The 26,112-nt window shown below is 64.5% G+C and carries 21 protein-coding genes and 2 tRNA genes; 21 read left to right on the forward strand and 2 right to left on the reverse strand.

The genetic code is table 11. The features are described 5' to 3' along the window. Window positions 1-45 precede the first annotated feature (45 nt). The 3 genes from C163_RS07370 to C163_RS07380 all read left to right on the forward strand — a co-directional run bounded on the left by C163_RS07370 (window position 46) and on the right by C163_RS07380 (window position 2,182). Window positions 46-480 (forward strand): thioesterase family protein, encoded by a 435-nt coding sequence (locus C163_RS07370; RefSeq protein ID WP_025338232.1) that lies wholly within the window; start codon window positions 46-48, stop codon window positions 478-480. Between the two features lie 51 nt (window positions 481-531). Beyond that, window positions 532-1,503 carry a tRNA-dihydrouridine synthase gene (locus tag C163_RS07375; protein ID WP_025338233.1) on the forward strand — a complete coding sequence of 324 codons (972 nt, stop codon included), beginning with the start codon at window positions 532-534 and terminating at the stop codon, window positions 1,501-1,503. A 235-nt stretch (window positions 1,504-1,738) separates the two neighbouring features. Then, window positions 1,739-2,182 (forward strand): Hsp20 family protein, encoded by a 444-nt coding sequence (locus C163_RS07380; protein ID WP_003260273.1) that lies wholly within the window; start codon window positions 1,739-1,741, stop codon window positions 2,180-2,182. Between the two features lie 223 nt (window positions 2,183-2,405). On the opposite strand, the gene C163_RS07385 is transcribed toward C163_RS07380, so the two are convergent. Next, window positions 2,406-5,702: a PAS domain S-box protein gene (locus C163_RS07385; RefSeq protein ID WP_025338234.1), complete on the reverse strand. Its 3,297-nt coding sequence runs from the start codon at window positions 5,700-5,702 to the stop codon at window positions 2,406-2,408. A 62-nt stretch (window positions 5,703-5,764) separates the two neighbouring features. Beyond that, entirely contained in the window at window positions 5,765-6,643 is an 879-nt protein-coding gene (locus tag C163_RS07390) for a LysR family transcriptional regulator (protein ID WP_025338235.1), read from the reverse strand. Window positions 6,644-6,774: 131 nt separating this feature from the next. Here C163_RS07390 and leuC point away from each other — a divergent pair, with 131 nt between their 5' ends. From leuC to C163_RS07480, 18 genes are all read left to right on the forward strand, one after another. Beyond that, window positions 6,775-8,208, forward strand: coding sequence for a 3-isopropylmalate dehydratase large subunit (gene leuC / locus C163_RS07395; protein ID WP_025338236.1), 1,434 nt, complete (start codon window positions 6,775-6,777; stop codon window positions 8,206-8,208). Then, window positions 8,205-8,849: a 3-isopropylmalate dehydratase small subunit gene (gene leuD, locus C163_RS07400; RefSeq protein WP_015269431.1), complete on the forward strand. Its 645-nt coding sequence runs from the start codon at window positions 8,205-8,207 to the stop codon at window positions 8,847-8,849. Before leuC ends, leuD begins: the two co-directional genes overlap by 4 nt. Before the next feature lie 148 nt (window positions 8,850-8,997). Then, a complete protein-coding gene (locus C163_RS07405; protein ID WP_025338237.1) occupies window positions 8,998-9,762 on the forward strand; it encodes a class I SAM-dependent methyltransferase in 765 nt (254 codons plus the stop codon). Window positions 9,763-9,816: 54 nt separating this feature from the next. Beyond that, window positions 9,817-10,899: a 3-isopropylmalate dehydrogenase gene (gene leuB / locus C163_RS07410; protein ID WP_025338238.1), complete on the forward strand. Its 1,083-nt coding sequence runs from the start codon at window positions 9,817-9,819 to the stop codon at window positions 10,897-10,899. A 63-nt stretch (window positions 10,900-10,962) separates the two neighbouring features. Then, window positions 10,963-12,075, forward strand: a complete 1,113-nt coding sequence (gene asd / locus C163_RS07415) for an aspartate-semialdehyde dehydrogenase (protein ID WP_003260268.1) — start codon at window positions 10,963-10,965, stop codon at window positions 12,073-12,075. 514 nt (window positions 12,076-12,589) lie between these two features. Further along, the gene (locus C163_RS07420; protein ID WP_025338239.1) at window positions 12,590-13,594 is read left to right on the forward strand and encodes an aspartate-semialdehyde dehydrogenase; all 1,005 of its coding nucleotides are present in this window, start codon (window positions 12,590-12,592) and stop codon (window positions 13,592-13,594) included. 71 nt (window positions 13,595-13,665) lie between these two features. Continuing rightward, the gene (locus C163_RS07425; RefSeq protein WP_025338240.1) at window positions 13,666-16,389 is read left to right on the forward strand and encodes a FimV/HubP family polar landmark protein; all 2,724 of its coding nucleotides are present in this window, start codon (window positions 13,666-13,668) and stop codon (window positions 16,387-16,389) included. Between the two features lie 194 nt (window positions 16,390-16,583). Then, window positions 16,584-17,444 carry a tRNA pseudouridine(38-40) synthase TruA gene (gene truA, locus C163_RS07430; protein WP_025338241.1) on the forward strand — a complete coding sequence of 287 codons (861 nt, stop codon included), beginning with the start codon at window positions 16,584-16,586 and terminating at the stop codon, window positions 17,442-17,444. 61 nt (window positions 17,445-17,505) lie between these two features. Next, window positions 17,506-18,126, forward strand: coding sequence for a phosphoribosylanthranilate isomerase (locus C163_RS07435; RefSeq protein ID WP_025338242.1), 621 nt, complete (start codon window positions 17,506-17,508; stop codon window positions 18,124-18,126). Window positions 18,127-18,348: 222 nt separating this feature from the next. Continuing rightward, window positions 18,349-19,242, forward strand: coding sequence for an acetyl-CoA carboxylase, carboxyltransferase subunit beta (accD, locus tag C163_RS07440; RefSeq protein WP_025338243.1), 894 nt, complete (start codon window positions 18,349-18,351; stop codon window positions 19,240-19,242). Further along, window positions 19,242-20,549: a bifunctional tetrahydrofolate synthase/dihydrofolate synthase gene (gene folC / locus C163_RS07445; RefSeq protein ID WP_025338244.1), complete on the forward strand. Its 1,308-nt coding sequence runs from the start codon at window positions 19,242-19,244 to the stop codon at window positions 20,547-20,549. Before accD ends, folC begins: the two co-directional genes overlap by 1 nt. Then, window positions 20,533-21,210 (forward strand): SPOR domain-containing protein, encoded by a 678-nt coding sequence (locus tag C163_RS07450; protein WP_025338245.1) that lies wholly within the window; start codon window positions 20,533-20,535, stop codon window positions 21,208-21,210. Before folC ends, C163_RS07450 begins: the two co-directional genes overlap by 17 nt. Window positions 21,211-21,438: 228 nt before the next feature. Then, complete coding sequence (locus C163_RS07455) at window positions 21,439-21,996, forward strand: CvpA family protein (protein ID WP_013971612.1); 558 nt, start codon at window positions 21,439-21,441, stop codon at window positions 21,994-21,996. A gap of 42 nt (window positions 21,997-22,038) precedes the next feature. Further along, window positions 22,039-23,544 (forward strand): amidophosphoribosyltransferase, encoded by a 1,506-nt coding sequence (gene purF, locus C163_RS07460; protein WP_025338246.1) that lies wholly within the window; start codon window positions 22,039-22,041, stop codon window positions 23,542-23,544. A 16-nt stretch (window positions 23,545-23,560) separates the two neighbouring features. Continuing rightward, window positions 23,561-24,772 carry an O-succinylhomoserine sulfhydrylase gene (locus C163_RS07465; RefSeq protein WP_025338247.1) on the forward strand — a complete coding sequence of 404 codons (1,212 nt, stop codon included), beginning with the start codon at window positions 23,561-23,563 and terminating at the stop codon, window positions 24,770-24,772. Then, window positions 24,769-25,542 (forward strand): SDR family oxidoreductase, encoded by a 774-nt coding sequence (locus C163_RS07470; protein WP_013971614.1) that lies wholly within the window; start codon window positions 24,769-24,771, stop codon window positions 25,540-25,542. The genes C163_RS07465 and C163_RS07470 overlap by 4 nt, the downstream gene beginning before the upstream one ends. A gap of 258 nt (window positions 25,543-25,800) precedes the next feature. Next, a tRNA-Val gene (locus C163_RS07475) sits at window positions 25,801-25,876 on the forward strand. Between the two features lie 66 nt (window positions 25,877-25,942). Then, a tRNA-Asp gene (locus tag C163_RS07480) sits at window positions 25,943-26,019 on the forward strand. Window positions 26,020-26,112 lie beyond the last annotated feature (93 nt).

Genomic DNA, 26,112 nt, shown 5'->3' on the forward strand with positions numbered 1-26,112 from the left:
CTCGGCCGTCCCTGCTAAATCCACTTTTGCTCCAAGGAAGCGAACATGAGCTGGGACCTGGCAACACCTTTCGTCATCGACCTGCGCGTCGGCAGCGAGGATATCGACGGCCTTGGCCACGCCAACAACGCGGTCTACGTCACCTGGCTGGAGCGCTGCGCCTGGCGCCACTCCCAGCGCCTGGGCCTGGACCTGGCCGAATATCGCCGACTTGACCGGGCCATGGCCGTGGTGCGCCACGAAATCGACTATCTGGCCGCTGCCTACGAGGACGACGAGCTGCAACTGGCCACCTGGATCATCGACTGGGACCAGCGCCTGCGCATGACCCGGCGCTTCCAGCTCAAGCGCCCGCGCGACGGCGTGACCTTGCTGCGCGCCCAGACCACCTTTGCCTGCATCGAGCTGTCCAGCGGCAAGCCCAGGCGCATGCCGGTGGAGTTCCTCGACGGTTACGGCCCGGCGCTGATCGGCGCCTGAAACACCGGCAATTTTTGTTAGACTGCCGGCTTTTTCCGCCGAGACCCCGACATGCAAATTGCCCTGGCCCCCATGGAGGGGCTGGTCGACAACATCCTGCGCGACGTGCTGACCCGCGTGGGCGGTATCGACTGGTGCGTCACCGAGTTCATTCGGGTGTGCGACCGCCTGCTGCCGCCTTCCTCGTTCGACAAGCTGGCACCCGAGTTGCGCAATGGCGCGCGGACTGCCGCAGGGGTGCCCATGCGTGTGCAGCTGTTGGGCTCGGACCCTGTGTGCCTGGCGGAAAACGCCGCGCTGGCCTGCGAGTTGGGCGCGCCGGTGATCGACCTGAACTTTGGTTGCCCGGCCAAGACCGTGAACAAGTCGCGTGGTGGGGCGGTGCTGCTCAAGGAGCCGGAGCTGCTGCACGCCATTGTGCGAGAGGTGCGCCGTGCCGTGCCGGCGCATATCCCGGTCACCTCGAAGATGCGCCTGGGTTTCGACAGCCCCGATGGCGCGCTGGAGTGTGCCACGGCGCTGGCCGAAGGCGGCTCGGCGCACCTGGTGGTGCATGCACGGACCAAGGTCGAGGGCTACAAGCCGCCGGCCCACTGGGAGTGGGTGGCGCGGGTGCAGGATGTGGTCAAGGTGCCGGTGTTCGCCAATGGCGAGATCTGGACCGTGGACGACTGGCGGCGCTGTCGTGAGGTCAGTGGCGCCGAAGACATCATGCTGGGCCGTGGGCTGGTTTCGCGCCCCGACCTGGGGCTGCAGATTGCCGCGGCGCGTGACGGGCGGGAGTACCAGCCGATGAGCTGGGAGGACCTGCTGCCGTTGCTGCGCGAGTTCTGGCGCCAGGCCCAGGCCAAGTTGTCGCCGCGCTATGCGCCGGGGCGGATGAAGCAGTGGCTGGCGATGCTGACCCGCAGTTATCCCGAAGCGGTTGTGCTGTTTGCCGAGTTGCGGCGGGAAGATGACTGTGCGCGGATCAGCAGGTTGCTGGGGGTTGAGGCGGTTTCCATCGAGGCTTGTGTTGCCTGATCCGGCCCTTTCGCGGGCTCGCCCGCTCCCACAGGGACTTCACGGATTCTGAGCCCTGTGCAGTACCTGTGGGAGCGGGCGTGCCCGCGAAGAGGCCATCAAATCCAATGCAGGAATTTAGATTTTTTCTGCTCCCCCCCTTGAAAGCATTTCCCTCGGCCATATCTCTTGAGTACGCGATGCCGAAGTCGGGTCGCGTAATGACTTACTTGCTGAATCTCAGGAGTTCATGACCATGACCACCGCTTTCTCTCTCGCTCCACTGTTCCGCCATTCCGTTGGTTTCGACCGTTTCAACGACCTGTTCGAATCCGCGGCACGTAACGAGGCTGGTAGCAGCTACCCGCCCTACAACGTGGAAAAGCATGGAGATGACCACTACCGCATCGTGGTTGCTGCAGCCGGTTTCCAGGAAGAGGACCTCGACCTGCAGGTTGAAAAAGGTGTCCTGACCGTGACCGGTGGCAAGCGCGACAATGGCCCTGCTGAAGTGACCTACCTGCATCAGGGTATCGCGCAGCGCGCCTTCAAGCTGTCGTTCCGCCTGGCTGACCATATCGAAGTCAAGGCCGCCGGCCTGGCCAATGGCCTGCTCAGCATCGACCTGCTGCGCATCGTGCCTGAAGAAGCCAAGGCCAAGCGCATTCCGATCAACGGCGACAAGCCAGCGCTGAACTGATCGTGTAGATGTGAAAAAGGGCACCCCCCCCAGGGGTGCCCTTTTTTGTGTCCGTTCCCACGGTCCCCTTGTAGGAGCGGCCTTGTGTCGCGATGGGCTGCGCAGCAGCCCCAAAATCTTGGTTCCAGCATCGATTGCCGGGGCTGCTGCGCAGCCCATCGCGACACAAGGCCGCTCCTACAGGGGCTGCGTCAGCGTCACCAAAGTCGCGTCAGTCGTTCGGTCAGTAATCCGCCGGCGCCTCCAGCAACATCTGCCGGAACTCCGGCAACGGCAGCGGCCGGCTGTGCAAGTACCCCTGGTACAGGTGGCAACCCAGCCGTTCCAGGAACTCCAGCTGCTCGGTCAGCTCCACCCCTTCGGCAATCACCGCCAGGTCCAGGCTGCGGGCCATGGCGACGATGGCGCGGACGATTTCGGCGTCGTTGGGGTCCACCGGTGCATCGCGCACGAAAGTCTGGTCGATCTTCAGCGCATCCACCGGCAGGCGCTTCAGGTAGGTGAGCGAGGAATAGCCGGTGCCGAAGTCATCCATGGCAAAGCTCACCCCGTAGCGCTTCAGTTCGCGCATCTTGCTGATGGTGTCTTCCAGGTTCTGGATGACGATGCCTTCGGTAATTTCCAGCTTCAGCATCTGCCGTGGCAGGCGGTAATCGTCCAGGCTGCGCAGCACCCGCCCGACAAAGTCGTTCTGGCGGAACTGCCGTGGGCTGATGTTCACGCACAGGCTGAAATCATCGGCGTCGATCAGCCCGTCGCCGAGCATGCGCGCGCAGGCATCGCAAGCTTCGTCGAGGATCCAGCTGCCAACTTCCAGGATCAGGCCGCTTTCTTCCAGCACCTGAATGAACTGCGCGGGCGGCTGCTGACCCAGTTGCGGGTGATGCCAGCGCAGCAGCACCTCGGCGCCGACGATGCGGTTGTCGCGGGCATCCACCTGTGGCTGGAAGTGCAGCGCCAGCTCGCCGCGGGCCAGGGCCAGGCGCAGGTCGTTTTCCATGCGCAGGCGCTCGCTGGCAGCCTTCTGCATGGTGGTATGGAACAGCTGGGTGGTGTTGCGCCCGGAGTCCTTGGCCCGGTAGAGGGCGATATCGGCACGCTTGAGCAGGTCGGCCGGGGTGGCGCCGTGGTCAGGGATCAGCGCCACGCCGATGCTGGGTGTCACCTGCAGGCGCTGGCCGTCCAGCGACATCGGCTCGGCCAGCAGTTCGCGCAGGGTGTCGGCCAGCCCGCGGACTTTCTCTTCGACCAGCTCGCGGCTCCCTTCCAGGCCGCTGAGCAATACCACGAACTCGTCGCCACCCAGGCGCGCCACGGTGTCTTCCAGGCGCACGCTGGCTTCCAGCCGTGCGGTGATGATCTTCAGCACCGTGTCGCCCACCGGGTGGCCCAGCGAGTCGTTGATGTGCTTGAAGTGGTCGAGGTCAAGGAACAGCAGGGCGCCGCGCAGGTTGTGGCGCCTGAGCAGGGCGATCTGCTGGCTCAGGCGGTCCATCAGCAGGGCACGGTTGGGCAGGTTGGTCAGCGGGTCGTGGTAGGCCAGGTGGCGAATCTGTGCCTGGGCGTTCTTCAGCTGGCTGACATCGCGGGCGGTCAGCAGCAGGCAGTCCACCTCGTTGAGGGTGATCGGCTCCACCGACACCTCCACGGTAAGGATATCGCCACGCTTGTTGCGCCCCAGCATCTCGCGGTGGTGCACCCGGCCACGCTCGCGCAACTCGGCCAGCAGGGCGCTGCGCTGCTTGTCGTCGGCCCAGATGCCGATCTCGTACACCGTGCGGCCGACCACGTCGGCGGCGTTGTAGCCGGTCAGGCGGCAGAAACCGTCGTTGATTTCCAGGTAGCGACCGCTGTAGCGTTCGGTGATGGTGATGGCGTCAGGGCTGGAGTGGAAGGCCTTGGCAAACTTTTCCTCGCTGGACTTCAGCGCCGCCTCGGCGCGCTGCTGCTGGGTGATGTCGCGCAGGGTGGTAACACTGCAAGGCTGGTCATCGACGGTGATGAGGCGGCTGGAAATCACGCAGGTCAGCGGTGCGCCATTGCGGTGGTTGACCACCACGGCGACGTTGCTCAGGGCCTGCTCGCGGATTACCCGCTCGATGCGTTGCGCGCGCTCGACTGACTCCGCCCACAGGCCGATTTCCTCGGCAGTTCGGCCGATCACCTGGTCGGTGCCCCAGCCGAAGGTCTGGGTGAACGCCGGGTTGATCTCGATGAACTGGCCAGTGTCCTGGCGAGTGACGCAGATCGGGTCGGGGCTGACCTGAAACAGGCTGGCGAACTTCTCTTCCGAGGCGCTCAGGCGCTGTTCGCGTTCCACCTGGTCGGTGATGTCGAGCAAGGTGCCAGCCATGCGCAGCGGGTTGCCCTGCTCGTCGCGGTACAGCCGGGCGCGGCTTTCGATGTAGCGCGAGATGCCGTTCTCCAGTTGTACCCGGTAGGTGATCTGGTAGTTGCCGGCAGGCCCTTCGCGCAGGCTGCGGTAGGCCTGGCGCATCGAGTTGCGCTCCTGCTCCGGTACCCCTTCGAAAAACGCGTCGAACGATTCGTGAAAGGGAATGGGCGGCAGGCCGTGCAACTGCGCGGCACGGGCCGAGCCGTAGAGCATGCCGCTGGGGATATGCCAGTCCCAGGTGCCCAGCTGTGCCGAGTCCAGGGCCAGGTCCAGGCGCTCCTGGCTGTCCTTCAGGGCCTGCTCGGCGCGCTTGCGTTCGGTAGTGTCGACGAAGGTGCTGATCAGATAGGTCACGCCTTCCAGCTCGATGCCCTGGGTGCAGAGGATGCCGTCATGCACCTTGCCGCTGATGGCGCGGAACTGCACCTCGAGGATCAGCGGGCCACTGTTGGCCCGGGTCGATTCCAGCATCTGGTGGCGCTGTTCGGGGTTGACCCACAGGCCCAGTTCCAGGCTGGTCTTGCCGATCACCTGGCTGCCGGGCCAGCCGAACATGTCTTCGAAGTGCTGGTTGACCTCGAAGATCATGCCGTCGTGGCGGCGGGTGAGCAAAATGGCATTGGGGCTGAGGTGGAACAGGGTGGCGAAGCGTTTTTCCGAATTGATCAGCGCCGTTTCCCGCTCGCGTTGGCGGGTGATTTCACGGATCACCCCGATCATCTGCGGCCGGCCGTTCGGGTCGTGGGTCAGGCTGCCGTTGATCTCCAGCCAGTGCAGGCTGCCGTCCGGCCAGCGTATACGGTGGCGCATGGCCTGTTCTACCGGTTCGCCGTTGAACACTGCCTGAAACACCTGGCGTGTACGCGCGCGGTCTTCCTCGGGCAGCAGGTCGAGGTAATCGACATCGGCGGGCAGCGGGCGCTGCGGGTCGAAGCCGAACAGGGCCTGGGTGCCCCGTGACCAGCTGACCCGGCCGCTTTCGATATCCCATAGCCAGGCCCCCAGCCGCGCGCCGTTGAGCGCGGCCAGCAGTTGCGGGGCGTTCTGCCAGGCCTGCTCGGACTCCTGAGGGTCGGCCGCAGGTATGCGCGGCAGGCGCAAAAAGCGATTCGCTGATTTGGGCATCGGTACCAGACCTTTGGCGTGTGACGCGTCCTTGGAGGTGGCAATACCGGGCTGACGACCGGTCAGGCGGGCCCTGCGTGGCTGTCGAGCAGGGCCATGAATGCCCTGGCCGCGTTCGATAGCGTACGCTCCGTGTGCAAAATGTAGCCTAGCTGGCGCGACAGCTGTATGCCCGGCAAGGCGATGGGTGCAACCTGTTCGTCGAGCATGGTGCGCGGCAGCACGCTCCAGGCCAGGCCGATCGACACCATCATCTTGATGGTTTCCAGATAGTTGGTGCTCATGGCGATGTTCGGCGTCAGGCCCTGGCTTTCGAACAGGCGCTGGACAATATGGTGGGTAAAGGTGTTGCCGCCGGGGAACACGGCCGGGTGGCGGGCGACGTCGGCCAGGCTGACCGTATGGTTGTTGGCCAGCGGGTGCTCGGGGGCGGCGACGAAGTCCAGGGCGTCGTCCCACACCGGCACGGCCTTGACCAGGTGGTGCGGCTCGGGCGCCAGGGTGATAACGGCAATCTCGGCGCGGCCATGGAGGATTTCGTCGTAGGCCTGTTCCGAATCCATGAACTGAATATCCAGCGCCACTGCCGGGTATTCCCGAGTGAAAGCCCGCAATAGCGGGGGAAGGCGGTGCAAGCCGATATGGTGGCTGGTGGCAAGGGTCAGCCGACCACTCACTTCCCCGGTCAAATTGGTCAGTGCGCGCCGGGTATCATCGAGGACGTTGAGGATCTGGTAGGCGCGGGGCAGCAAGGCGCGTCCGGCCTCGGTCAGGGTCACCTCGCGGCCCAGCCGGTCGAACAGGCGCACATCCAGTTGCTGTTCCAGCCCGGCGATGCGCTTGCTGACGGCCGGTTGGGTCAGGAACAGGCGGTCGGCCGCCCCGGAAAAGCTACCGGTTTCGGCAATCGCGATGAAGGCACTAAGGTTCGCCAGATCCATGGGTTTGTATTCCTGTTGGTTATCCAAAGCATAAAAATTATGAATTTGAGTTATTCAATTTAACCCCCTAGCATCGACCGCACAAGCCAAGGGGTCTTTGGCATAGAAAGACGCTGATGAGGAACAGTCTGATGGCTGGCAAAACGCTCTACGACAAACTCTGGGAAGCCCATGAGGTCAAGCGCCGTGATGACGGCTCGTCCTTGATCTACATCGACCGTCACATCATCCACGAAGTGACGTCGCCCCAGGCCTTCGAAGGCCTGCGCCTGGCCAACCGCAAACCTTGGCGCATCGACACCAACATCGCCACGCCGGACCACAACGTGCCGACCACGCCAGAGCGCAAGGGCGGTATCGAGGCCATCGTCGACCAGGTGTCGCGCCTGCAGGTGCAGACCCTCGACGAGAACTGTGACGAATACGGCATCGTCGAATTCAAGATGAATGACGAGCGTCAGGGCATCGTCCACGTCATCAGCCCGGAGCAGGGTGCCACCTTGCCTGGCATGACCGTGGTCTGCGGTGACTCGCACACTTCCACCCACGGCGCCTTCGGTGCCCTGGCCCACGGCATCGGCACCTCCGAAGTAGAGCACGTGCTCGCTACCCAGTGCCTGGTCGCCAAGAAGATGAAGAACATGCTGGTGCGCGTGGAAGGCCAGTTGCCTGCCGGCGTTACCGCCAAGGACATCGTCCTGGCCGTGATCGGCAAGATCGGTACTGCCGGTGGTAACGGCCACGCCATGGAATTTGCTGGCAGCGCCATCCGCGAATTGTCGATGGAAGGCCGCATGACCATCTGCAACATGTCCATCGAAGCCGGTGCCCGCGTAGGCCTCGTGGCGGTGGACGACACCACCGTTGCCTATGTCGAAGGCCGCCCGTACGCGCCGAAGGGCGAGCAGTGGAAGCAGGCGGTCGAAGCCTGGAAAGGTCTGGTTTCCGACGCTGATGCGGTGTTCGACACCGTGGTCGAGCTCGACGCTGCGCAAATCAAGCCGCAGGTCAGCTGGGGCACCTCGCCGGAGATGGTACTCGCCGTCGACCAGCGCGTGCCGGACCCGGCTGCCGAGCCTGACCTGATCAAGCGTGGTTCGATCGAGCGCGCCCTCAAGTACATGGGCCTCGCCGCCAACCAGGCGATCACCGATATCAAGCTCGACCGCGTATTCATCGGTTCGTGCACCAACTCGCGCATCGAAGACCTGCGCGCCGCTGCCGAAATCGCCAAGGGCCGCAAGGTCGCTGCCAACGTCAAGCAGGCGCTGGTGGTACCGGGCTCGGGCCTGGTCAAGGCCCAGGCCGAGCGTGAAGGCCTGGACAAGATCTTCCTCGAAGCCGGTTTCGAATGGCGTGAACCAGGCTGCTCGATGTGCCTGGCGATGAACCCGGACCGCCTGGAGAGCGGCGAGCACTGCGCGTCCACCTCCAACCGCAACTTCGAAGGCCGTCAGGGTGCCGGTGGCCGTACCCACCTGGTCAGCCCGGCCATGGCCGCCGCCGCCGCGGTGACCGGCCACTTCATCGATGTCCGCGAGTTGATCCAAGGGAGCGCAGCATGAAAGCCTTTACCCAGCACACTGGCCTCGTCGCGCCGTTGGACCGTGCCAACGTCGACACCGACCAGATCATCCCCAAGCAGTTTTTGAAGTCGATCAAGCGCACCGGCTTCGGCCCCAACCTGTTCGACGAGTGGCGTTACCTGGATGTGGGCCAGCCATACCAGGACAACAGCAAGCGCCCGTTGAACAAGGAGTTCGTGCTCAACCACGAACGCTACCAGGGTGCCAGCGTGTTGCTGGCGCGGGAGAACTTCGGTTGCGGCTCCAGCCGTGAGCACGCCCCATGGGCGCTGGACGAGTACGGCTTCCGCAGCGTGATCGCGCCGAGCTTTGCCGACATCTTCTTCAACAACAGCTTCAAGAACGGCTTGCTGCCGATCATCCTCAGCGACGAGGAAGTCGACGAGCTGTTCAAGCAGGTCGAAGCCATTCCGGGCTATCAGCTGACCATCGACCTGCAGGCGCAGGCGGTGACCCGTCCGGATGGCAAGGTGTTGCACTTCGAGATCGATGCGTTCCGCAAGCACTGCCTGCTCAACGGCCTGGACGACATCGGCCTGACCCTGCAGGACAGCGATGCGATCAAGGCCTTCGAAGGCAAGCACCGCGCCGGGCAGCCTTGGCTGTTCCGGGATGCCTGAAGTTTGCAGGTGACAGTACCGGCCTCTTCGCGGGCGCGCCCGCTCCCACAGGGATATCACCAACCCTGAGAGCAGCGTTGTACCTGTGGGAGCGGGCATGCCCGCGAAAGGGCCGGTACAGGCAGCAAGAAACCAAAAGGATCGAGACATGACCAGCACCCAGCACACCGATGTGGTCCAACGCCAGTTCGGCGAACAGGCCAGCGCCTACCTCAGCAGCACCGTGCACGCCCAGGGCAGTGAATTCGCCCTGCTGCAGGCCGCGCTGGCGGGGCAGGGCCATGCCCGTGTGCTGGACCTGGGCTGCGGCGCCGGTCATGTCAGCTTCCACGTCGCCCCGTTGGTCGCCGAAGTGGTCGCCTACGACCTCTCGCAGGCCATGCTCGACGTGGTCGCCAGCGCCGCCGCCGAGCGCGGCCTGGCCAATATCACCACCGAGCGCGGTGCCGCCGAACGCCTGCCGTTCGCCGACGCTTCGTTCGACTTCGTCTTCAGCCGCTACTCGGCCCACCACTGGAGCGACCTGGGCCTGGCCCTGCGCGAAGTGCGCCGGGTGCTCAAGCCGAGTGGCATGGCAGCGTTCATCGACGTGATGTCGCCGGGCAGCCCGCTGCTCGACACCTACCTGCAAACGGTCGAAGTACTGCGCGACACCAGCCACGTGCGCGATTATTCCGCCGCCGAATGGCAGCGCCAGGTCAGCGAGGCTGGCCTGCATGTACGCAGCCACACCCGCCAGCCGCTGCGCCTGGAGTTTTCCAGCTGGGTCGAGCGCATGCGCACCCCCGAGCCAATGCGCGTGGCAATTCGCCAATTGCAGCAAGCCATGGGTGAAGAAGTACGGCAGTATTACCAGATCGAGGCCGATGGTTCGTTCAGCACCGATGTACTGGTGTTGTGGGCCGAGCGTTAAGAACTTTTCGGTGGGGCCCGCTTGGCCGCACCGCGTGATTGGATAGAGGAAAGCATGAGCAAGCAGATTCTGATTCTCCCAGGTGACGGTATCGGCCCGGAAATCATGGCCGAGGCGGTCAAGGTGCTGGAGCTGGCCAACGACAAGTTCCAGCTCGGCTTCAGCCTGGAGCACGATGTGATCGGTGGTGCCGCCATCGACAAGCACGGCGTGCCGCTGGCCGACGAGACCCTGGAGCGTGCGCGCAAGGCCGATGCCGTGCTGCTGGGCGCCGTGGGCGGGCCGAAGTGGGACAAGATCGAGCGTGACATCCGCCCCGAGCGCGGCCTGCTGAAAATCCGTTCGCAACTGGGCCTGTTCGCCAACCTGCGCCCGGCCATCCTCTACCCGCAACTGGCCGACGCCTCGTCGCTCAAGCCAGAGATCGTTTCCGGCCTGGACATCCTCATCGTCCGTGAGCTGACCGGCGGTATCTACTTCGGTGCCCCGCGTGGCCAGCGCGAGCTGGAAAACGGCGAGCGCCAGGCCTACGACACCCTGCCGTACAGCGAAAGCGAAGTGCGCCGCATCGCCCGTGTCGGCTTCGACATGGCCCGCGTGCGTGGCAAGAAGCTGTGCTCGGTGGACAAGGCCAACGTCTTGGCTTCCAGTCAGCTGTGGCGTGAAGTTGTCGAGGACGTGGCCAAGGACTACCCGGATGTGGAACTGAGCCACATGTACGTCGACAACGCCGCCATGCAGCTGGTGCGCGCGCCCAAGCAGTTCGATGTGATGGTGACCGACAACATGTTCGGTGACATTCTGTCGGATGAGGCTTCCATGCTGACCGGTTCCATCGGCATGCTGCCTTCGGCGTCGCTGGATGCCGACAACAAGGGCATGTACGAGCCGTGCCACGGCTCGGCGCCGGACATCGCAGGCCTTGGCATCGCCAACCCGCTGGCGACCATCCTGTCGGTGTCGATGATGCTGCGTTACAGCTTCAATCAGTCGGCTGCCGCCGAGGCGATCGAGAAGGCCGTGAGCCTGGTCCTGGACCAGGGCCTGCGCACCGGCGACATCTTCTCGGAAGGCTGCCGCAAAGTTGGTACGCAGGAAATGGGCGACGCAGTAGTCGCAGCGCTGCGGAATCTGTAATCTCTCTGGCCCGCCACCCAAAATTCCCGGTGGCGGCCCACTTTTAGCAAAGGTGTAGTTGCGATGAAACGTGTAGGTCTGATCGGTTGGCGCGGTATGGTCGGTTCCGTGCTCATGCAGCGGATGCTGGAGGAGCAGGATTTCGACCTCATCGAGCCGGTGTTCTTCACCACCTCCAATGTTGGCGGCCAGGGCCCGAACGTGGGCAAGGATACAGCTCCGCTCAAGGACGCTTATTCGATTGAAGAACTCAAGACCCTCGACGTGATCCTGACCTGCCAGGGCGGCGACTACACCAACGAGGTCTTCCCCAAGCTGCGTGAAGCCGGCTGGCAGGGGTACTGGATCGACGCCGCCTCGTCCCTGCGCATGCAGGATGACGCGGTGATCATCCTCGACCCGGTCAACCGCAAGGTCATCGACCAGCAGCTGGACGCGGGCACCAAGAACTACATCGGCGGCAACTGCACCGTCAGCCTGATGCTGATGGGCCTGGGTGGCCTGTTCGAGGCCGGCCTGGTCGAGTGGATGAGCGCCATGACCTACCAGGCGGCCTCGGGTGCCGGCGCGCAGAACATGCGCGAGCTGATCAAGCAGATGGGTGCTACCCATGCTGCCGTTGCCGATGACCTGGCCAACCCGGCCAGCGCCATCCTCGACATCGACCGCAAGGTGGCCGAGACCATGCGCAGCGAAGCCTTCCCGACCGAGAACTTCGGCGTGCCGCTGGCTGGCAGCCTGATCCCATGGATCGACAAGGAGCTGCCGAACGGCCAGAGCCGTGAAGAGTGGAAGGCCCAGGCCGAGACCAACAAGATCCTCGGCCGCTTCAAGAGCCCGATCCCGGTCGACGGCATCTGCGTGCGCATCGGCGCCATGCGTTGCCACAGCCAGGCGCTGACCATCAAGCTGAACAAGGACGTGCCGCTGGCCGACATCGAAGGCATGATCAGCCAGCACAACCCTTGGGTGAAGCTGGTGCCTAACCAGCGTGAAATCAGCATGCAGGAGCTGAGCCCGACCAAGGTTACCGGCACCCTGAACATCCCGGTTGGCCGCCTGCGCAAGCTGAACATGGGCTCCCAGTACCTGGGCGCGTTCACCGTAGGTGACCAGCTGCTGTGGGGCGCGGCCGAGCCGCTGCGTCGCATGCTGCGGATTCTGCTGGAGCGTTGATCGTTCCGGTCTGACCGAAAACCCGCGCTGGTGACAGCGCGGGTTTTTTTGGGTCTGGAGACGCGTTTTGGCTGCAAGGTGCTTGCCACGGCGTTTTCAGCGCCTGTGAGATCGAGCGCCGCCCGCGCGGCGCTTCGCGGGACAAGCCCGCTCCCACATCTGTTTCGGGCCAATCACTCCTGTGAGGGCACCTCTGTCCGCCTTGTCTGTTCCCTTCGATATTGAAGGTTGCCACGCTGCACTTCATCAACCTCCAGCCATGCACAAAAGTTGCAACCCACCTGGGACAGGAAAGACTGGCCCGAAACAGATGTGGGAGCGGGCTTGTCCCGCGAAGCGCCGCGCGGGCGGCGCTCGATCTCACAGGCGCTGCAAATGCTGCGACAAGCCTCCGTCAGCCATCGCGCAATCTACTGTAGAACTTTGCCCGGCGAAGGTAAGGCCAGCACAGACAAAACTCTACAATCCAAGTAAAGTGCCGCCCCCCGCCGTTTTCAGCAAAAGGATCCCTTCCATGACACACCCTTTGGACATCGCCGTCGTCGGCGCCACCGGCAGCGTCGGTGAAGCCCTGGTGCAGATCCTCGAAGAGCTGGATTTCCCGGTCGCCACCCTGCATCTGCTGGCCAGCATGGAATCGGCGGGCAGCAGCGTGATGTTCGCCGGCAAGAAGCTGAAGGTGCGTGAAGTGGACAGCTTCGACTTCGCCCAGGTCAAGCTGGCCTTCTTCGCCGCAGGCGCCGCCGTCAGCCGCAGCTTTGCCAGCAAGGCGCTGCAGGCAGGCTGCACGGTCATCGACTTGTCCGCTGGCCTGGACGACGCCCTCGCCCTGGTGCCAGAAGCCAACGCCGAACGCCTGGCCAGCCTGGCATTGCCCGCCCGCATCGTCAGCCCGTGCTCGGCCGCAGTTGCCCTGGCCGTTGCACTGGCACCGCTCAAAGGCCTGCTGGATATCGAGCGGGTGCAGGTAATGGCCGCGCTGGCAGTGTCCGCACAAGGCCGTGAAGCGGTCAACGAACTCGCCCGGCAAACCGCCGAGCTGCTCAATGCCCGCCCCCTGGAGCCGCGCTTCTTCGATCGCCAGGTGGCGTTCAACATGCTGGCCCAGGTCGGAGCCGCCGATGAGCAAGGTCACACGGACCTGGAGCGCCGCCTGGTCAGCGAGCTGCGCGTGCTGCTGGGCCTGCCGGAACTGAAGATTTCCGTGAGCTGCGTTCAAGTCCCGGTGTTTTTCGGCGATAGCTTCAGTGTGGCGGTGCAGAGCCGTCGCCCGGTAGACCTGGACGCGGTCAATCAGGCCCTCGAGGCGGCCGACAGCGTCGAACTGGTGGAGCGCGATGATTATCCGACCCCGGTAGGCGACGCAGTGGGCCAGGACGTGGTCTATGTTGGTCGTGTACGGCACGGTGTTGATGAAGACCAGCAGCTCAACCTCTGGCTGACCACCGACAACGTGCGCAAAGGCGCCGCGCTCAATGCCGTGCAAGTGGCGCAATTGTTGATTAAACACATGCCGTAAAAGATACTGGCGAGCACTATTGTCCTGCTCCGCATGCAGGTTTCAGGACGCTTTATACAAGGGAAGAGGTCATGCTTCGAATTCGCAAACTGGTTCTGGCCATGGCTGCAGCATCGGCGCTGTCGTCGGGCATGGCGAATGCCCTGGGCCTGGGGGAGCTGACCCTCAAGTCGGCACAGAACCAGCCCCTGGACGCCGAGATCGAGCTGCTCGACGTGCGCGACCTCACCGCCGCCGAAGTGGCGCCGAGCCTGGCGCCGCCGGAAGAGTTCAGCAAGGCCGGGGTGGCGCTGCCGACGTACCTCGAAGACCTCACCTTCACGCCGGTGATCAACCCCAACGGCAAGAGCGTGCTGCGGGTTACCTCCAGCCAGCCGCTGCCTGAACCGGTGGTAAAGTTCCTGGTCCAGGTGATGTGGCCGCAGGGCCGCCTGCTGCGTGACTACAGCGTGCTGCTCGACCAGGCCAAGGCCCAGGGCGAAAAGCCGGCGGCAGGCAATGTCGCGCCAGCGGTGACCGCTGCCGGCAGCTACACCACCCAACGCCGCGACACCTTGTGGCAGATTGCCGCGCGCAACACCCAGGGTGGTTCGATCCAGCAGACCATGATCGCGATCCAGGCGCTGAACCCGGACGCCTTCATCGGCAACAACATCAACCAGCTGAAGGTTGGCCAGGTGCTGCGCCTGCCCGATCAGCAGCAGATCCAGAATATCGCGCAGGGCGAGGCGACCGCTGAGGTGGCCGAGCAGTATGCCGCCTGGCGTGAAGGCCGCCGCCTGGGCCCGCGTGCCCGCCAGCTGGACGCCACCCGTCGCGGTGCCGCCGAGGCAGCACCGGCGCGTATCGCCCAGGGCGACAACCTGCGCCTGGTCAGCCCGGGCAACCAGGCCGGTGCCGACCAGGCCAAGGCCCTCAACGACAAGCTGGCGGTGGCCCAGGAAAGCCTGGACACCAGCCGTCGCGACAACGAAGAACTCAAGAGCCGCATGGCCGACCTGCAGAGCCAGCTGGACAAGCTGCAGCGTCTGATCGAGCTGAAGAACAACCAGTTGGCCCGCCTTGAAGCCCAGGGTGCGGCGGCACCGGCCCAACCGGTCGCCAAGCCTGCGCCTGCCGCCGTCGATACCGCACCCAAGCCGGTGCCCGCCGCCGAGGCCGCACCTGCCGGTCAGCCTGGCAGCGTGGTCGACGAAATCATGGGCAACCCGCTGCTGCTTGGGCTGATTGCCGGTAGTGCCTTCCTCGTACTGCTGCTTCTGCTGTTGCTGCTGGCGCGCAAGCGCAAGGCCCAGCAGGAGGCTGAAAAGCACCTGCGCATGGCGCGGGCGCTGGAAGAAGAGCAGGGCGCAGGCTTCGACAGCGATAGCGCAAGCTTCGATGGTGTCGAGGTCTCGGCCCCGAGCGTGACCCTGTCGCCGGCCGTGGTCGCCGCTTCGGCTGCCGCCGCCACCGCCGCGGAAAAAACATCGGCACCCGCCGTCGAAGCGCAACCTGAACCACAAGTTGACCCCCATGCAGCGCTGCTGGCGGAGGTCGAGCAATGCGTGGCCGAAGGCCGCCTGAACCGCGCTACCGACCTGCTGGAGCCTGCCGTGGCCGCCGCGCCGCAGCGTGACGACCTGCGCCTGAAACTGATGGATGTGTACGCCCGCCAGGGTGACCAGAGCGCGTTCGTCGAGCAGGAACGCAAGCTGCCGGCCAGCGAGCCGAACAGTGCAGCTGTTGCCGGGCTGAAAGAGCGCTACCCGGCCATGCTCGGCCTGGCCGCTGCCGGCCTGGGCGCGGCGGCCCTGGCTGCCGAGATGGATGAGCAGTACGTGCAGGAGCTGCTGCAGGATCAGCCTGAAACGCCAGTGGTTGCCGATGTGGCACCCGAGGAAGTGCCGGCGTTCGAGCCAGAGGAGGCGGTTGAACCAGAGGCCGTTGCCCAGGCGGAACCTGAGGCAGTGCTCGAGCCCGAAGTTGATCTGGATGCTGAGCTGGATGCCTTCGATGAAGTGCCGACCCTCGATGCGCCGGGCCTGGACGAGCAGGACCTGGACAGTGCCTTCGACCTGAGCCTGGGTGACGACTTGCCCGAGCAAGACCCGCTGGCGACGCCGCTGCTGGACGAATCGGTGGCCCAGCAACCTGTCGTCGACGAGCCGGTACTGGATGAACCGATGCTGGAAACGGCTCAGCCGGAAGACGAGCCGTTTGCCGTGGATGCCGAGCTGCAGGCCGACGCCGACGCCGAGTTCGAGGCCATGCTGGCTCAGGCCGAGACACAGCCCGCTGTGGACCTATCCGACTTCGACCTCGACATCAGCGAGCCGGTTGCCCCGGCCGCCCCGGCTGCGGTGGACGAAACCCCGGTGGATGTCGCCGCCGAGTTGGCTGCCTTCGACAGCGAGCCAGCGTTCGACCCGCTTTCCGAGTTCGACCTGCCGTCCGACTTCGATCTTTCGCTGTCGCTGGAAGACGATTCGCCGGCAGCCAAGAGCTTTGCCTCGGAGCTGAACGACGTCAACGCCGAACTGGACAAGCTGTCGCAGAGCCTCGAATCGCCGTCGCTGGAGCCGCATTTCACCAGCGAGGACGCGGTTGCCCAGCCAGAGCCCGAGCCACTGGACGACCTGGACTTCGACTTCTTCTCCGGTAGCGACGAAGTGGCCACCAAGCTTGACCTGGCTCGTGCCTATATCGACATGGGCGACAACCAGGGCGCGCGCGACATCCTCGATGAAGTGGTCAAGGATGGCGACGACAGCCAGCGCCAGGAAGCCGAGGACATGCTCTCCCGACTGGTCTGATGTAAGCAGGGCCGGCCTCTTCGCGGGCTTGCCCGCTCCCACAGGATCTCCACACATTTTCGACCTTGTGAGTAACCTGTAGGAGCGGGCATGCCCGCGAAGAGGCCCTCAAGCGCGACACACGTTCAACGGCAGCCCTACACGGCTGCCGTTGTCGTTATAATCCCCGCCATTCCGTACACCCCACAGGTTTCATGCTCTTGGACATCATCGACACCGCCGCCGCCGAGTCCGCGGCCGAAGGCTACTCCCGCATCGCCCTGGGCGTGGAATACAAAGGCGCGCGCTATCGTGGCTGGCAGCGCCAGGCCAGTGGCGTGCCCAGTGTCCAGCAGGCCCTGGAGCAGGCCCTGTCCAAGGTGGCCAACGAGCCGATCTCGGTAATCTGCGCCGGGCGCACCGACGCCGGCGTGCATGGCTGCGGGCAGATCGTGCACTTCGACACCCGCGCCGTGCGCGACGAACGCGCCTGGACCATGGGCACCAACTTCAACCTGCCCCATGACATCAGCGTGGTCTGGTCGCGGCCGATGCCGGCCGACTTTCATGCCCGCTTCAAGGCCTGCGCCCGGCGTTACCGCTACGTCATCTACAACGATCCGATCCGCCCGGCGCACCTGGCCGAGGAAGTCACCTGGAACCACCGCCCGCTGGATGTCGAACGCATGGCCGAAGCCGCGCAGTACCTGCTCGGTACCCATGACTTCAGTGCCTTCCGCGCCAGCCAGTGCCAGGCCAAGTCGCCGATCAAGCACATCTACCACCTGCGCGTCACCCGCCATGGCCAGATGATCGTGCTGGATGTGCGTGCCACGGCCTTCCTGCACCACATGGTGCGTAACATTGCCGGTGTACTGATGACCATTGGTGCCGGAGAGCGCCCGGTCACCTGGGCGCGTGAGGTGCTGGAGGGGCGCAACCGCCGCGAAGGCGGGGTAACGGCGCACCCGTACGGGCTCTACCTGGTGCAGGTGGAGTACCCCGAGGAATACGCGCTGCCCAAGCGTTACATAGGCCCACACTTTTTGACCGGCTACGAGGCATTGGCAGACTGACGGGCGAAAAGTCATTTGCTAACATCCGGCCTTTCACCGTAACAAGCAGGGTTCGCTGTCCATGAGCAATGTTCGCAGCAAGATCTGCGGGATTACCCGCATCGAAGACGCACTGGCCGCTGCCGAAGCGGGCGCCGATGCCATCGGCCTCGTCTTCTATGCGAAGAGCCCGCGCGCCGTGGACGTGCGCCAGGCGCGGGCGATCATCGCCGAGCTGCCACCGTTCGTGACCACGGTCGGGCTGTTCGTCAACGCTTCGCGCTGCGAGCTGAACGAGATCCTCGAAGTGGTTCCGCTGGACCTGCTACAGTTCCACGGCGATGAAACCCCGCAGGACTGCGAAGGCTACCACCGCCCCTGGATCAAGGCCCTGCGCGTGCGCCCGGGCGACGACCTGGAGGCGGCCTGCCAGCTTTACGCCGGTGCCCGCGGCATTCTGCTGGACACCTATGTGCCAGGCGTACCCGGAGGCACCGGTGAAGCGTTCGACTGGTCGCTGGTGCCGGCGCGCCTGAGCAAGCCGATCATCCTGGCGGGCGGGTTGTCTGCCGACAATGTCGGCCAGGCCATCGCCCAGGTGCGGCCGTACGCGGTGGATGTCAGTGGCGGCGTGGAGCAAGCCAAGGGCATCAAGGACGCGGCGAAGATCGAGGCATTCATGCGTGCGGTGAAACAGGCGTGATGGCAGATGTGACGGCTGGCTGCGCGCCATCGTCCATAGCTTTCGCAGCCCTGCGGGGCAGCCGCCTGCGCCTTTGGCGGCAAGACAACACATTAGCGGTGGGGTGGCGCGCTGGAAGTCCCGGCGGCCGGTCCATCATCGTTTCATAAAAGATTTTGAGCTCAAGGGCAGGGCAGGGCCGGCGACACCGGCCAACGCCTGCCAATACTGGAGAAAGAAAGCATGAGCAACTGGTTAGTCGACAAACTGATCCCTTCGATCATGCGTTCCGAGGTGAAGAAGAGCTCGGTGCCTGAAGGCCTGTGGCACAAGTGCCCGGCCTGCGAGGCCGTGCTGTATCGTCCGGAGCTGGAAAAGACCCTGGATGTCTGCCCCAAATGCAACCACCACATGCGCATCGGCGCACGTGCGCGCATCGACATCTTCCTCGACGCCGATGGCCGTGCCGAACTGGGCGCCGACCTGGAGCCGGTCGACCGCCTGAAGTTCCGTGATGGCAAGAAGTACAAGGACCGCCTGACCGGGGCGCAGAAGCAGACCGGCGAGAAGGACGCCCTGATCTCCATGAGCGGCACCCTGATGGGCATGCCGATCGTGGTCAGCGCCTTCGAGTTCTCGTTCATGGGTGGTTCCATGGGTGCCATCGTCGGCGAGCGCTTCGTGCGCGCGGCCAACTATGCCCTGGAGCACCGCTGCCCGATGGTCTGCTTCTCCGCTTCGGGCGGTGCACGCATGCAGGAAGCGCTGATCTCGCTGATGCAGATGGCCAAGACCTCGGCCGTGCTGGCGCGCCTGCGCGAAGAAGGCATCCCGTTCATCTCGGTACTGACCGACCCTGTGTACGGTGGTGTTTCCGCCAGCCTGGCCATGCTTGGTGACGTGATCGTCGGCGAGCCGAAGGCACTGATCGGCTTCGCCGGCCCGCGCGTGATCGAGCAGACCGTGCGCGAGAAGCTGCCGGAAGGCTTCCAGCGCAGCGAGTTCCTGCTGGAGCACGGCGCCATCGACCTGATCATCTCCCGTGGCGAGCTGCGCCCGCGTCTGGCCCGCCTGCTGGCGCAGATGACCGGCCAGGAAACCCCGGAGCAAGCGCGTGAGGCGGCTGCCGTCGCGTGATGAAACAACGATCCCTGGGCGAATGGCTCGCCTACCTCGAGCAGTTGCACCCCTCGGCCATCGACATGGGCCTGGAGCGTTCGCAGAAGGTGCTTGCCCGGCTGGCGCTGGGCAAGCTGGCGCCACGCGTGGTGACGGTGACCGGCACCAACGGCAAGGGCTCGACCTGCGCCTTCGTGGCCTCGCTGCTGCGTGCCCAGGGGCTCAAGGTCGGCGTGTACAGCTCGCCGCACCTGTTGCGTTACAACGAGCGGGTGCTGATCGATGGCCAAGAGGCCAGCGATGAGCGCCTGTGCGAAGCCTTCGCCGCCGTCGAGGCGGCGCGGGGCGATATTTCCCTGACCTACTTCGAGATGGGCACCCTGGCCGCGTTCTGGTTGTTCTACCAGTCGCAGCTGGATGCCGTGGTACTGGAAGTGGGCCTTGGTGGCCGCCTGGACACCGTGAACGTGGTGGATGCCGACCTGGCCCTGGTGACCAGCATCGGCGTCGACCATGTCGATTACCTGGGTGATACCCGCGAGCTGGTGGCGTTCGAGAAGGCCGGCATCTTCCGTCAGGGCAAGCCGGCACTGTGCGGTGACCTGGATCCGCCTCGGCCGCTGCTGGACAAGGCCGCCGAACTGGCTGCGCCGCTGTTCCTGCGTGGTCGTGACTTCGACCTGGCCAGCGCCGATGGCAGCTGGAGCTGGCGGGGTACTGCGGCTGATGGTGCGCAGGTAGAGCTGCGTGGCCTGCCTTTGCTCGACCTGCCCATGGAAAACGCCACGCTGGCCCTGCAGGCCTACCTGCTGATGGGCCTGCCCTGGGACGCCGGGCAGATTCGCCAGGCGCTGCTGGCTACCCGCATCACGGGTCGCCTCGACCGTCGCCTGCTGAGCTGGCAGGGCAAGCCGGTGGAACTGTTGCTGGACGTCGGGCACAACCCTCATGCCGCGGAGTACCTGGCCCGGCGCCTGGCGGCCCGGCCGCTGAAGGGGCGCCGCCTGGCGGTGTTCGGCCTGCTCGCCGACAAGGACCTGGACGGTGTTGTCGCGCCGCTGCAGGGGCTGGTCGATGACTGGGCAGTGGCGCCACTGGATACCCCGCGCAGCCGGCCAGCTGCGGAGCTGGCCACGGCCTTGACGAACGTCGGCGCCGCGGTGAAGTCTTATGCCAGCGTCGATGCTGCCCTTGAAGGGCAGTGCGCGCAGGCAACGGCGGATGACCAGATCTTGCTGTTCGGTTCGTTTTTCTGTGTTGCCCAGGCACTGGAATGGCTGGAGCGGCACACCCAGGAGGGTGGAGTAGATGGTAGTGCTGGATAAAGGGATGAAACAGCGCATGGTGGGTGCGTTGGTGCTGGTGGCGCTGGCGGTGATTTTCCTGCCGATGCTGTTCACCCGCGAGGACGAGATGCGTCAGGTGCGCGTCGAGGCCCCGCAGGCGCCGGCCATGCCAAGCCTGCCGGAAGTGAAGGTGGAACCGGTCGCCGTGCCGGAGCCGCAGGCCATTGCGCAAGAGCCGCAACAGCCACCGGTGGTGGTGGACGAGTCCACCGCGCCGGCGAGCACGCCCAGCCAGCCGATTACCCCGTCACCGCAGACCCAGCCTCAGGCGCAGGTGCAGCCTCAGCCTCAGCCTCAGCCTCAGCCCGTCAAGCCGCAGGCGCCCGTGTCCAAGGTCGAGCCTCAGTCGGCAGCCAAGCCGGCCGCGCCGGCGGCGCCATCGAAGATCGACGTCAATGGCCTGCCGGTCAGCTGGTCGATCCAGTTGGCCAGCCTGTCCAACCGTGCCGGGGCCGAAAAGCTGCAGCAAACCTTGCGTAGCCAGGGTTACAACGCCTATATCCGCTCGGCGGGTGGCATGAACCGGGTGTACGTGGGGCCGCTGATCGAGCGGGCCGAGGCCGAGCGCGTGCGTGACGCCATCAACCGCCAGAACAGCCTCAAGGGCTTCGTGGTGCGCTTCCAGCCTGAGCGCAGCTGAGTCTGGCTGACTCGGGCCCTTGTAGGAGCGGCCTTGTGTCGCGATCGGGCCGCATGGCGGCCCCAGCGATTTTGGCTGTGTCCGAGACCCTTGGGGCCGCTGTGCGGCCCGATCGCGACACAAGGCCGCTCCTACAGAAGTCCGCATGCTAATCCACCCGACATTCCGCTTACTCCCAGCCCGCCGCTCTGTTAAAATGCGCCGCCTCAAACGTCTGCAGGCAGCACCGTGGCATTTACCTTGGTTGATTGGGCGATCATCGCGATCATCGCCGTCTCCACACTGATCAGTCTCAAGCGCGGCTTCGTCAAGGAAGCCTTGTCCTTGCTCATCTGGATCATTGCCGGTGCGGTTGCCTGGATGTTCGGTGGTTCGCTCTCGGTGTATCTTGAAAGTTACATCCAGACGCCGTCGATGCGCGTCATCGCCGGCTGCGCCATTCTTTTCGTCGCCACCTTGCTGGTGGGGGCCATGATCAACTTCCTCATCGGCGAGCTGATCCGCGTGACCGGGCTGTCCGGTACCGATCGTTTCCTGGGCATGGCCTTCGGCGCCGCGCGCGGGGCCTTGCTGGTGGTGGTGGCCATCGGGCTGATCAGCCTGGGGCCGGTTCAACAGGACACCTGGTGGCAGGAATCACGCCTGATACCACAATTTCTCTTGGTCGCCGACTGGTCGAAAAACCTGATCCTGGGTTTTACCGGCCAGTGGACACCCAGTGGGCTGATCGGCACTCCAGCTGATCTTCCGTTCAAGGAACAGTTGCTCGGGCCGGCAAAGCCCTGAGCGCTATTCACTCAAGTTTCGTCAAAGTAGGGGTTGCGTCGCATGTGTGGCATCGTCGGTATCGTCGGTAAGTCGAACGTCAATCAGGCGCTGTATGACGCGCTTACGGTCCTCCAGCACCGCGGCCAGGACGCTGCCGGTATCGTGACCAGCCATGACGGCCGGTTGTTCCTGCGCAAGGATAATGGCCTGGTGCGCGACGTGTTCCAGCAGCGCCACATGCAGCGCCTGGTCGGCAACATCGGCATCGGCCATGTGCGCTACCCGACTGCGGGCAGCTCGACCTCGGCCGAGGCCCAGCCGTTCTACGTCAACTCGCCATACGGCATCACCCTGGCACACAACGGCAACCTGACCAACGTCGAGCAGCTGGCCAAGGAGATCTACGAGTCCGACCTGCGCCACGTCAACACCAACTCCGACTCGGAAGTACTGCTGAACGTGTTCGCCCATGAGCTGGCGGTGCGTGGCAAGCTGCAGCCGACCGAAGAAGACGTGTTCGCCGCGGTTTCCCACGTGCACAGCCGCTGCGTCGGCGGTTACGCCGTGGTGGCGATGATCACCGGCTACGGCATCGTCGGCTTCCGTGACCCCAACGGCATCCGCCCGGTGGTGTTCGGCCAGCGTCACACCGACGAAGGCGTGGAATACATGATCGCCTCGGAAAGCGTGGCCCTGGACGTGCTCGGCTTCACCCTGATCCGCGACCTGGCGCCGGGCGAAGCGGTGTACATCACCGAAGAAGGCCAGCTGTACACCAAGCAGTGCGCCGAAGCACCGAAGCTGCAACCGTGCATCTTCGAGCATGTCTACCTGGCCCGCCCGGACTCGATCATGGATGGCGTGTCGGTGTACAAGGCCCGTCTGCGCATGGGTGAAAAACTGGCCGACAAGATCATGCGCGAGCGCCCCGAGCACGACATCGACGTGGTCATCCCGATCCCGGACACCAGCCGCACCGCGGCCCTGGAACTGGCCAACCGCCTGGGCGTCAAGTTCCGTGAAGGTTTCGTCAAGAACCGCTACATCGGCCGTACCTTCATCATGCCCGGCCAGGCCGCGCGCAAGAAATCGGTACGCCAGAAGCTCAACGCCATCGAGCTGGAGTTCCGCGGCAAGAACGTGATGCTGGTGGACGACTCGATCGTGCGCGGCACCACCTGCAAGCAGATCATCCAGATGGCCCGCGAAGCCGGCGCCAAGAACGTCTACTTCTGCTCCGCAGCCCCTGCGGTGCGCTACCCCAACGTCTACGGCATCGACATGCCGAGTGTTCACGAACTGATCGCCCACAACCGTACCACCGAACAAGTGGCCGAGTTGATTGGCGCCGACTGGCTGGTCTACCAGGACCTGCCGGACCTGATCGACTCGGTCGGTGGCGGCAAGATCAAGATCGACCACTTCGATTGCGCGGTATTCAACGGTGAGTACGTCACCGGCGATATCGACGAAGCCTACCTCGACCGTATCGAGCAGGCTCGTAACGACCTGGCCAAGGTCAAGAATCAGGCGGTCAGCGCGATCATCGACCTCTACAACAACTGATTTCGGGAGCGACGGCATGACGGATCAATGGGATGCCGGACGACTGGACAGTGACCTCGAGGGTGTCGGTTTCGACACCCTGGCGGTGCGCGCCGGTCAAAACCGTACACCGGAGGCCGAGCACAGCGAAGCGCTGTTCCTGACCTCCAGCTATGTGTTCCGCACGGCTGCCGATGCCGCCGCGCGCTTTGCCGGCGAAACGCCGGGCAACGTCTATTCGCGCTACACCAACCCGTCTGTGCGTGCCTTCGAGGAGCGCCTGGCGGCCATGGAAGGCGCCGAGCAGGCCGTGGGCACCTCCACCGGCATGGCGGCGATCCTCGCCGTGGTGATGTCGCTGTGCAGTGCCGGTGACCATGTGCTGGTGTCGCAGAGCGTGTTCGGCTCGACCATCAGCCTGTTCGAGAAGTACTTCAAGCGCTTTGGCGTGCAGGTGGACTACGTGCCACTGGTCGACCTCGCCGGCTGGGAAAAGGCCATCAAGGCCAATACCAAGCTGCTGATCGTCGAATCGCCGTCCAACCCGCTGGCCGAGCTGGTCGATATCACCGCCCTCAGCGAAATCGCCCATGCCCATGGTGCCATGCTGGTGGTGGACAACTGCTTCAGCACCCCTGCGCTGCAGCAGCCGCTGAAGCTGGGTGCCGACATCGTGTTCCACTCGGCCACCAAGTTCATCGACGGCCAGGGCCGCTGCATGGGTGGCGTGGTTGCCGGCCGTGCCGAGCAGATGAAAGAAGTGGTGGGCTTCCTGCGTACCGCAGGCCCCACCCTCAGCCCGTTCAACGCCTGGATCTTCACCAAGGGCCTGGAAACCCTGCGCCTGCGCATGCGTGCGCACTGCGAAAGCGCCCAGGTACTGGCCGAGTGGCTGGAGCAGCAGGAGGGCGTGGAGAAGGTGCATTACGCCGGCCTGCCGAGCCACCCCCAGCACGAACTGGCCAAGCGCCAGATGAGTGGCTTCGGTGCGGTGGTCAGCTTCGAGGTCAAGGGTGGCAAAGAGGGCGCCTGGCGCTTCATCGACGCTACCCGGGTGATTTCCATCACCACCAATCTGGGTGACAGCAAGACCACCATCGCCCACCCGGCCACCACCTCCCACGGTCGCCTGACGCCACAGGAACGTGAAGCCGCCGGCATCCGCGACAGCCTGATCCGCGTTGCCGTGGGCCTGGAAGATGTGGCCGACCTGCAGGCCGACCTGGCGCGTGGGTTGGCGGCACTGTGATCGAAATCCGCGGCGGTACGCCCGGCCATAACGGCCGGGTAGCCCTGGTGACCGGTGCCGCGCGCGGCATCGGCCTGGGCATTGCCGCCTGGTTGATCTGCGAAGGCTGGCAGGTGGTGCTCAGCGACCTTGACCGCCAGCGTGGCGCCAAGGCGGCCAAGGCCCTGGGTGACAATGCCTGGTTCATTACCATGGACGTTGCCGACGAGGCCCAAGTCAGCGCCGGGGTGTCCGAGGTGCTGGGGCAGTTTGGCCGCCTGGACGCGCTGGTGTGCAATGCGGCCATCGCCAATCCGCACAACCAGACCCTCGAAAGCCTGAGCCTGGCGCAGTGGAACCGGGTGCTGGCGGTCAACCTCAACGGCCCGATGTTGCTGGCCAAGCATTGTGCGCCGTACCTGCGTGCGCACAACGGGGCGATCGTCAATCTCACCTCCACCCGAGCGCGGCAGTCCGAGCCTGATACCGAGGCCTACGCGGCGAGCAAGGGCGGCCTGGTGGCCTTGACCCATGCCCTGGCTATGAGCCTTGGCCCGGAGATCCGCGTCAATGCGGTGAGCCCGGGCTGGATCGATGCCCGTGACCCGTCGCAGCGCCGTGCCGAGCCGTTGACTGAAGCGGACCATGCCCAGCACCCGACGGGCAGGGTAGGGACGGTGGAGGACGTGGCGGCCATGGTTGCCTGGCTGTTGTCTCGGCAAGCGGCGTTCGTCACCGGCCAGGAGTTCGTGGTCGATGGCGGCATGACCCGCAAGATGATCTACACCTGAGCCTTTTGCATATCCTGTACCGGCCTCTTCGCGGGCACGCCCGCTCCCACAGGTATTTCTCACATGTCAGCATCTGTGGAGATCCTGTGGGAGCGGGCGTGCCCGCGAAGAGGCCAGTACAGGCTATCGACAGCCGCAGACAGGTAAACCGCTTTTTGCTCTTTTCTGAAAAAAATTCAATGGGGCTATTGACTTAGCTTCGCCACCTGCGTAAATTTCGCGGCCTCAGCGAAGCAAACGCAACAAGCAACATCGCGAGGGTGATTAGCTCAGCCGGGAGAGCATCTGCCTTACAAGCAGAGGGTCGGCGGTTCGATCCCGTCATCACCCACCACTTCCTGAGATGTTCCTGGTGCTTCGAGTTTCGCAAGAAGCCGATAGCCAGAGAGGAACGCACTGCGCAGCGGTAGTTCAGTCGGTTAGAATACCGGCCTGTCACGCCGGGGGTCGCGGGTTCGAGTCCCGTCCGCTGCGCCATTTTTCAGTAACAGATGGGTGCCTGGCACCGGTCTGAAGCCACAAGGCAAACGCCTTGGGCTGATCCCAGTTTCAATCGGGCGAAAGCCTGAA

This window comes from Pseudomonas sp. FGI182 (assembly GCF_000511325.1).
Taxonomy (GTDB): domain Bacteria; phylum Pseudomonadota; class Gammaproteobacteria; order Pseudomonadales; family Pseudomonadaceae; genus Aquipseudomonas; species Aquipseudomonas putida_Z.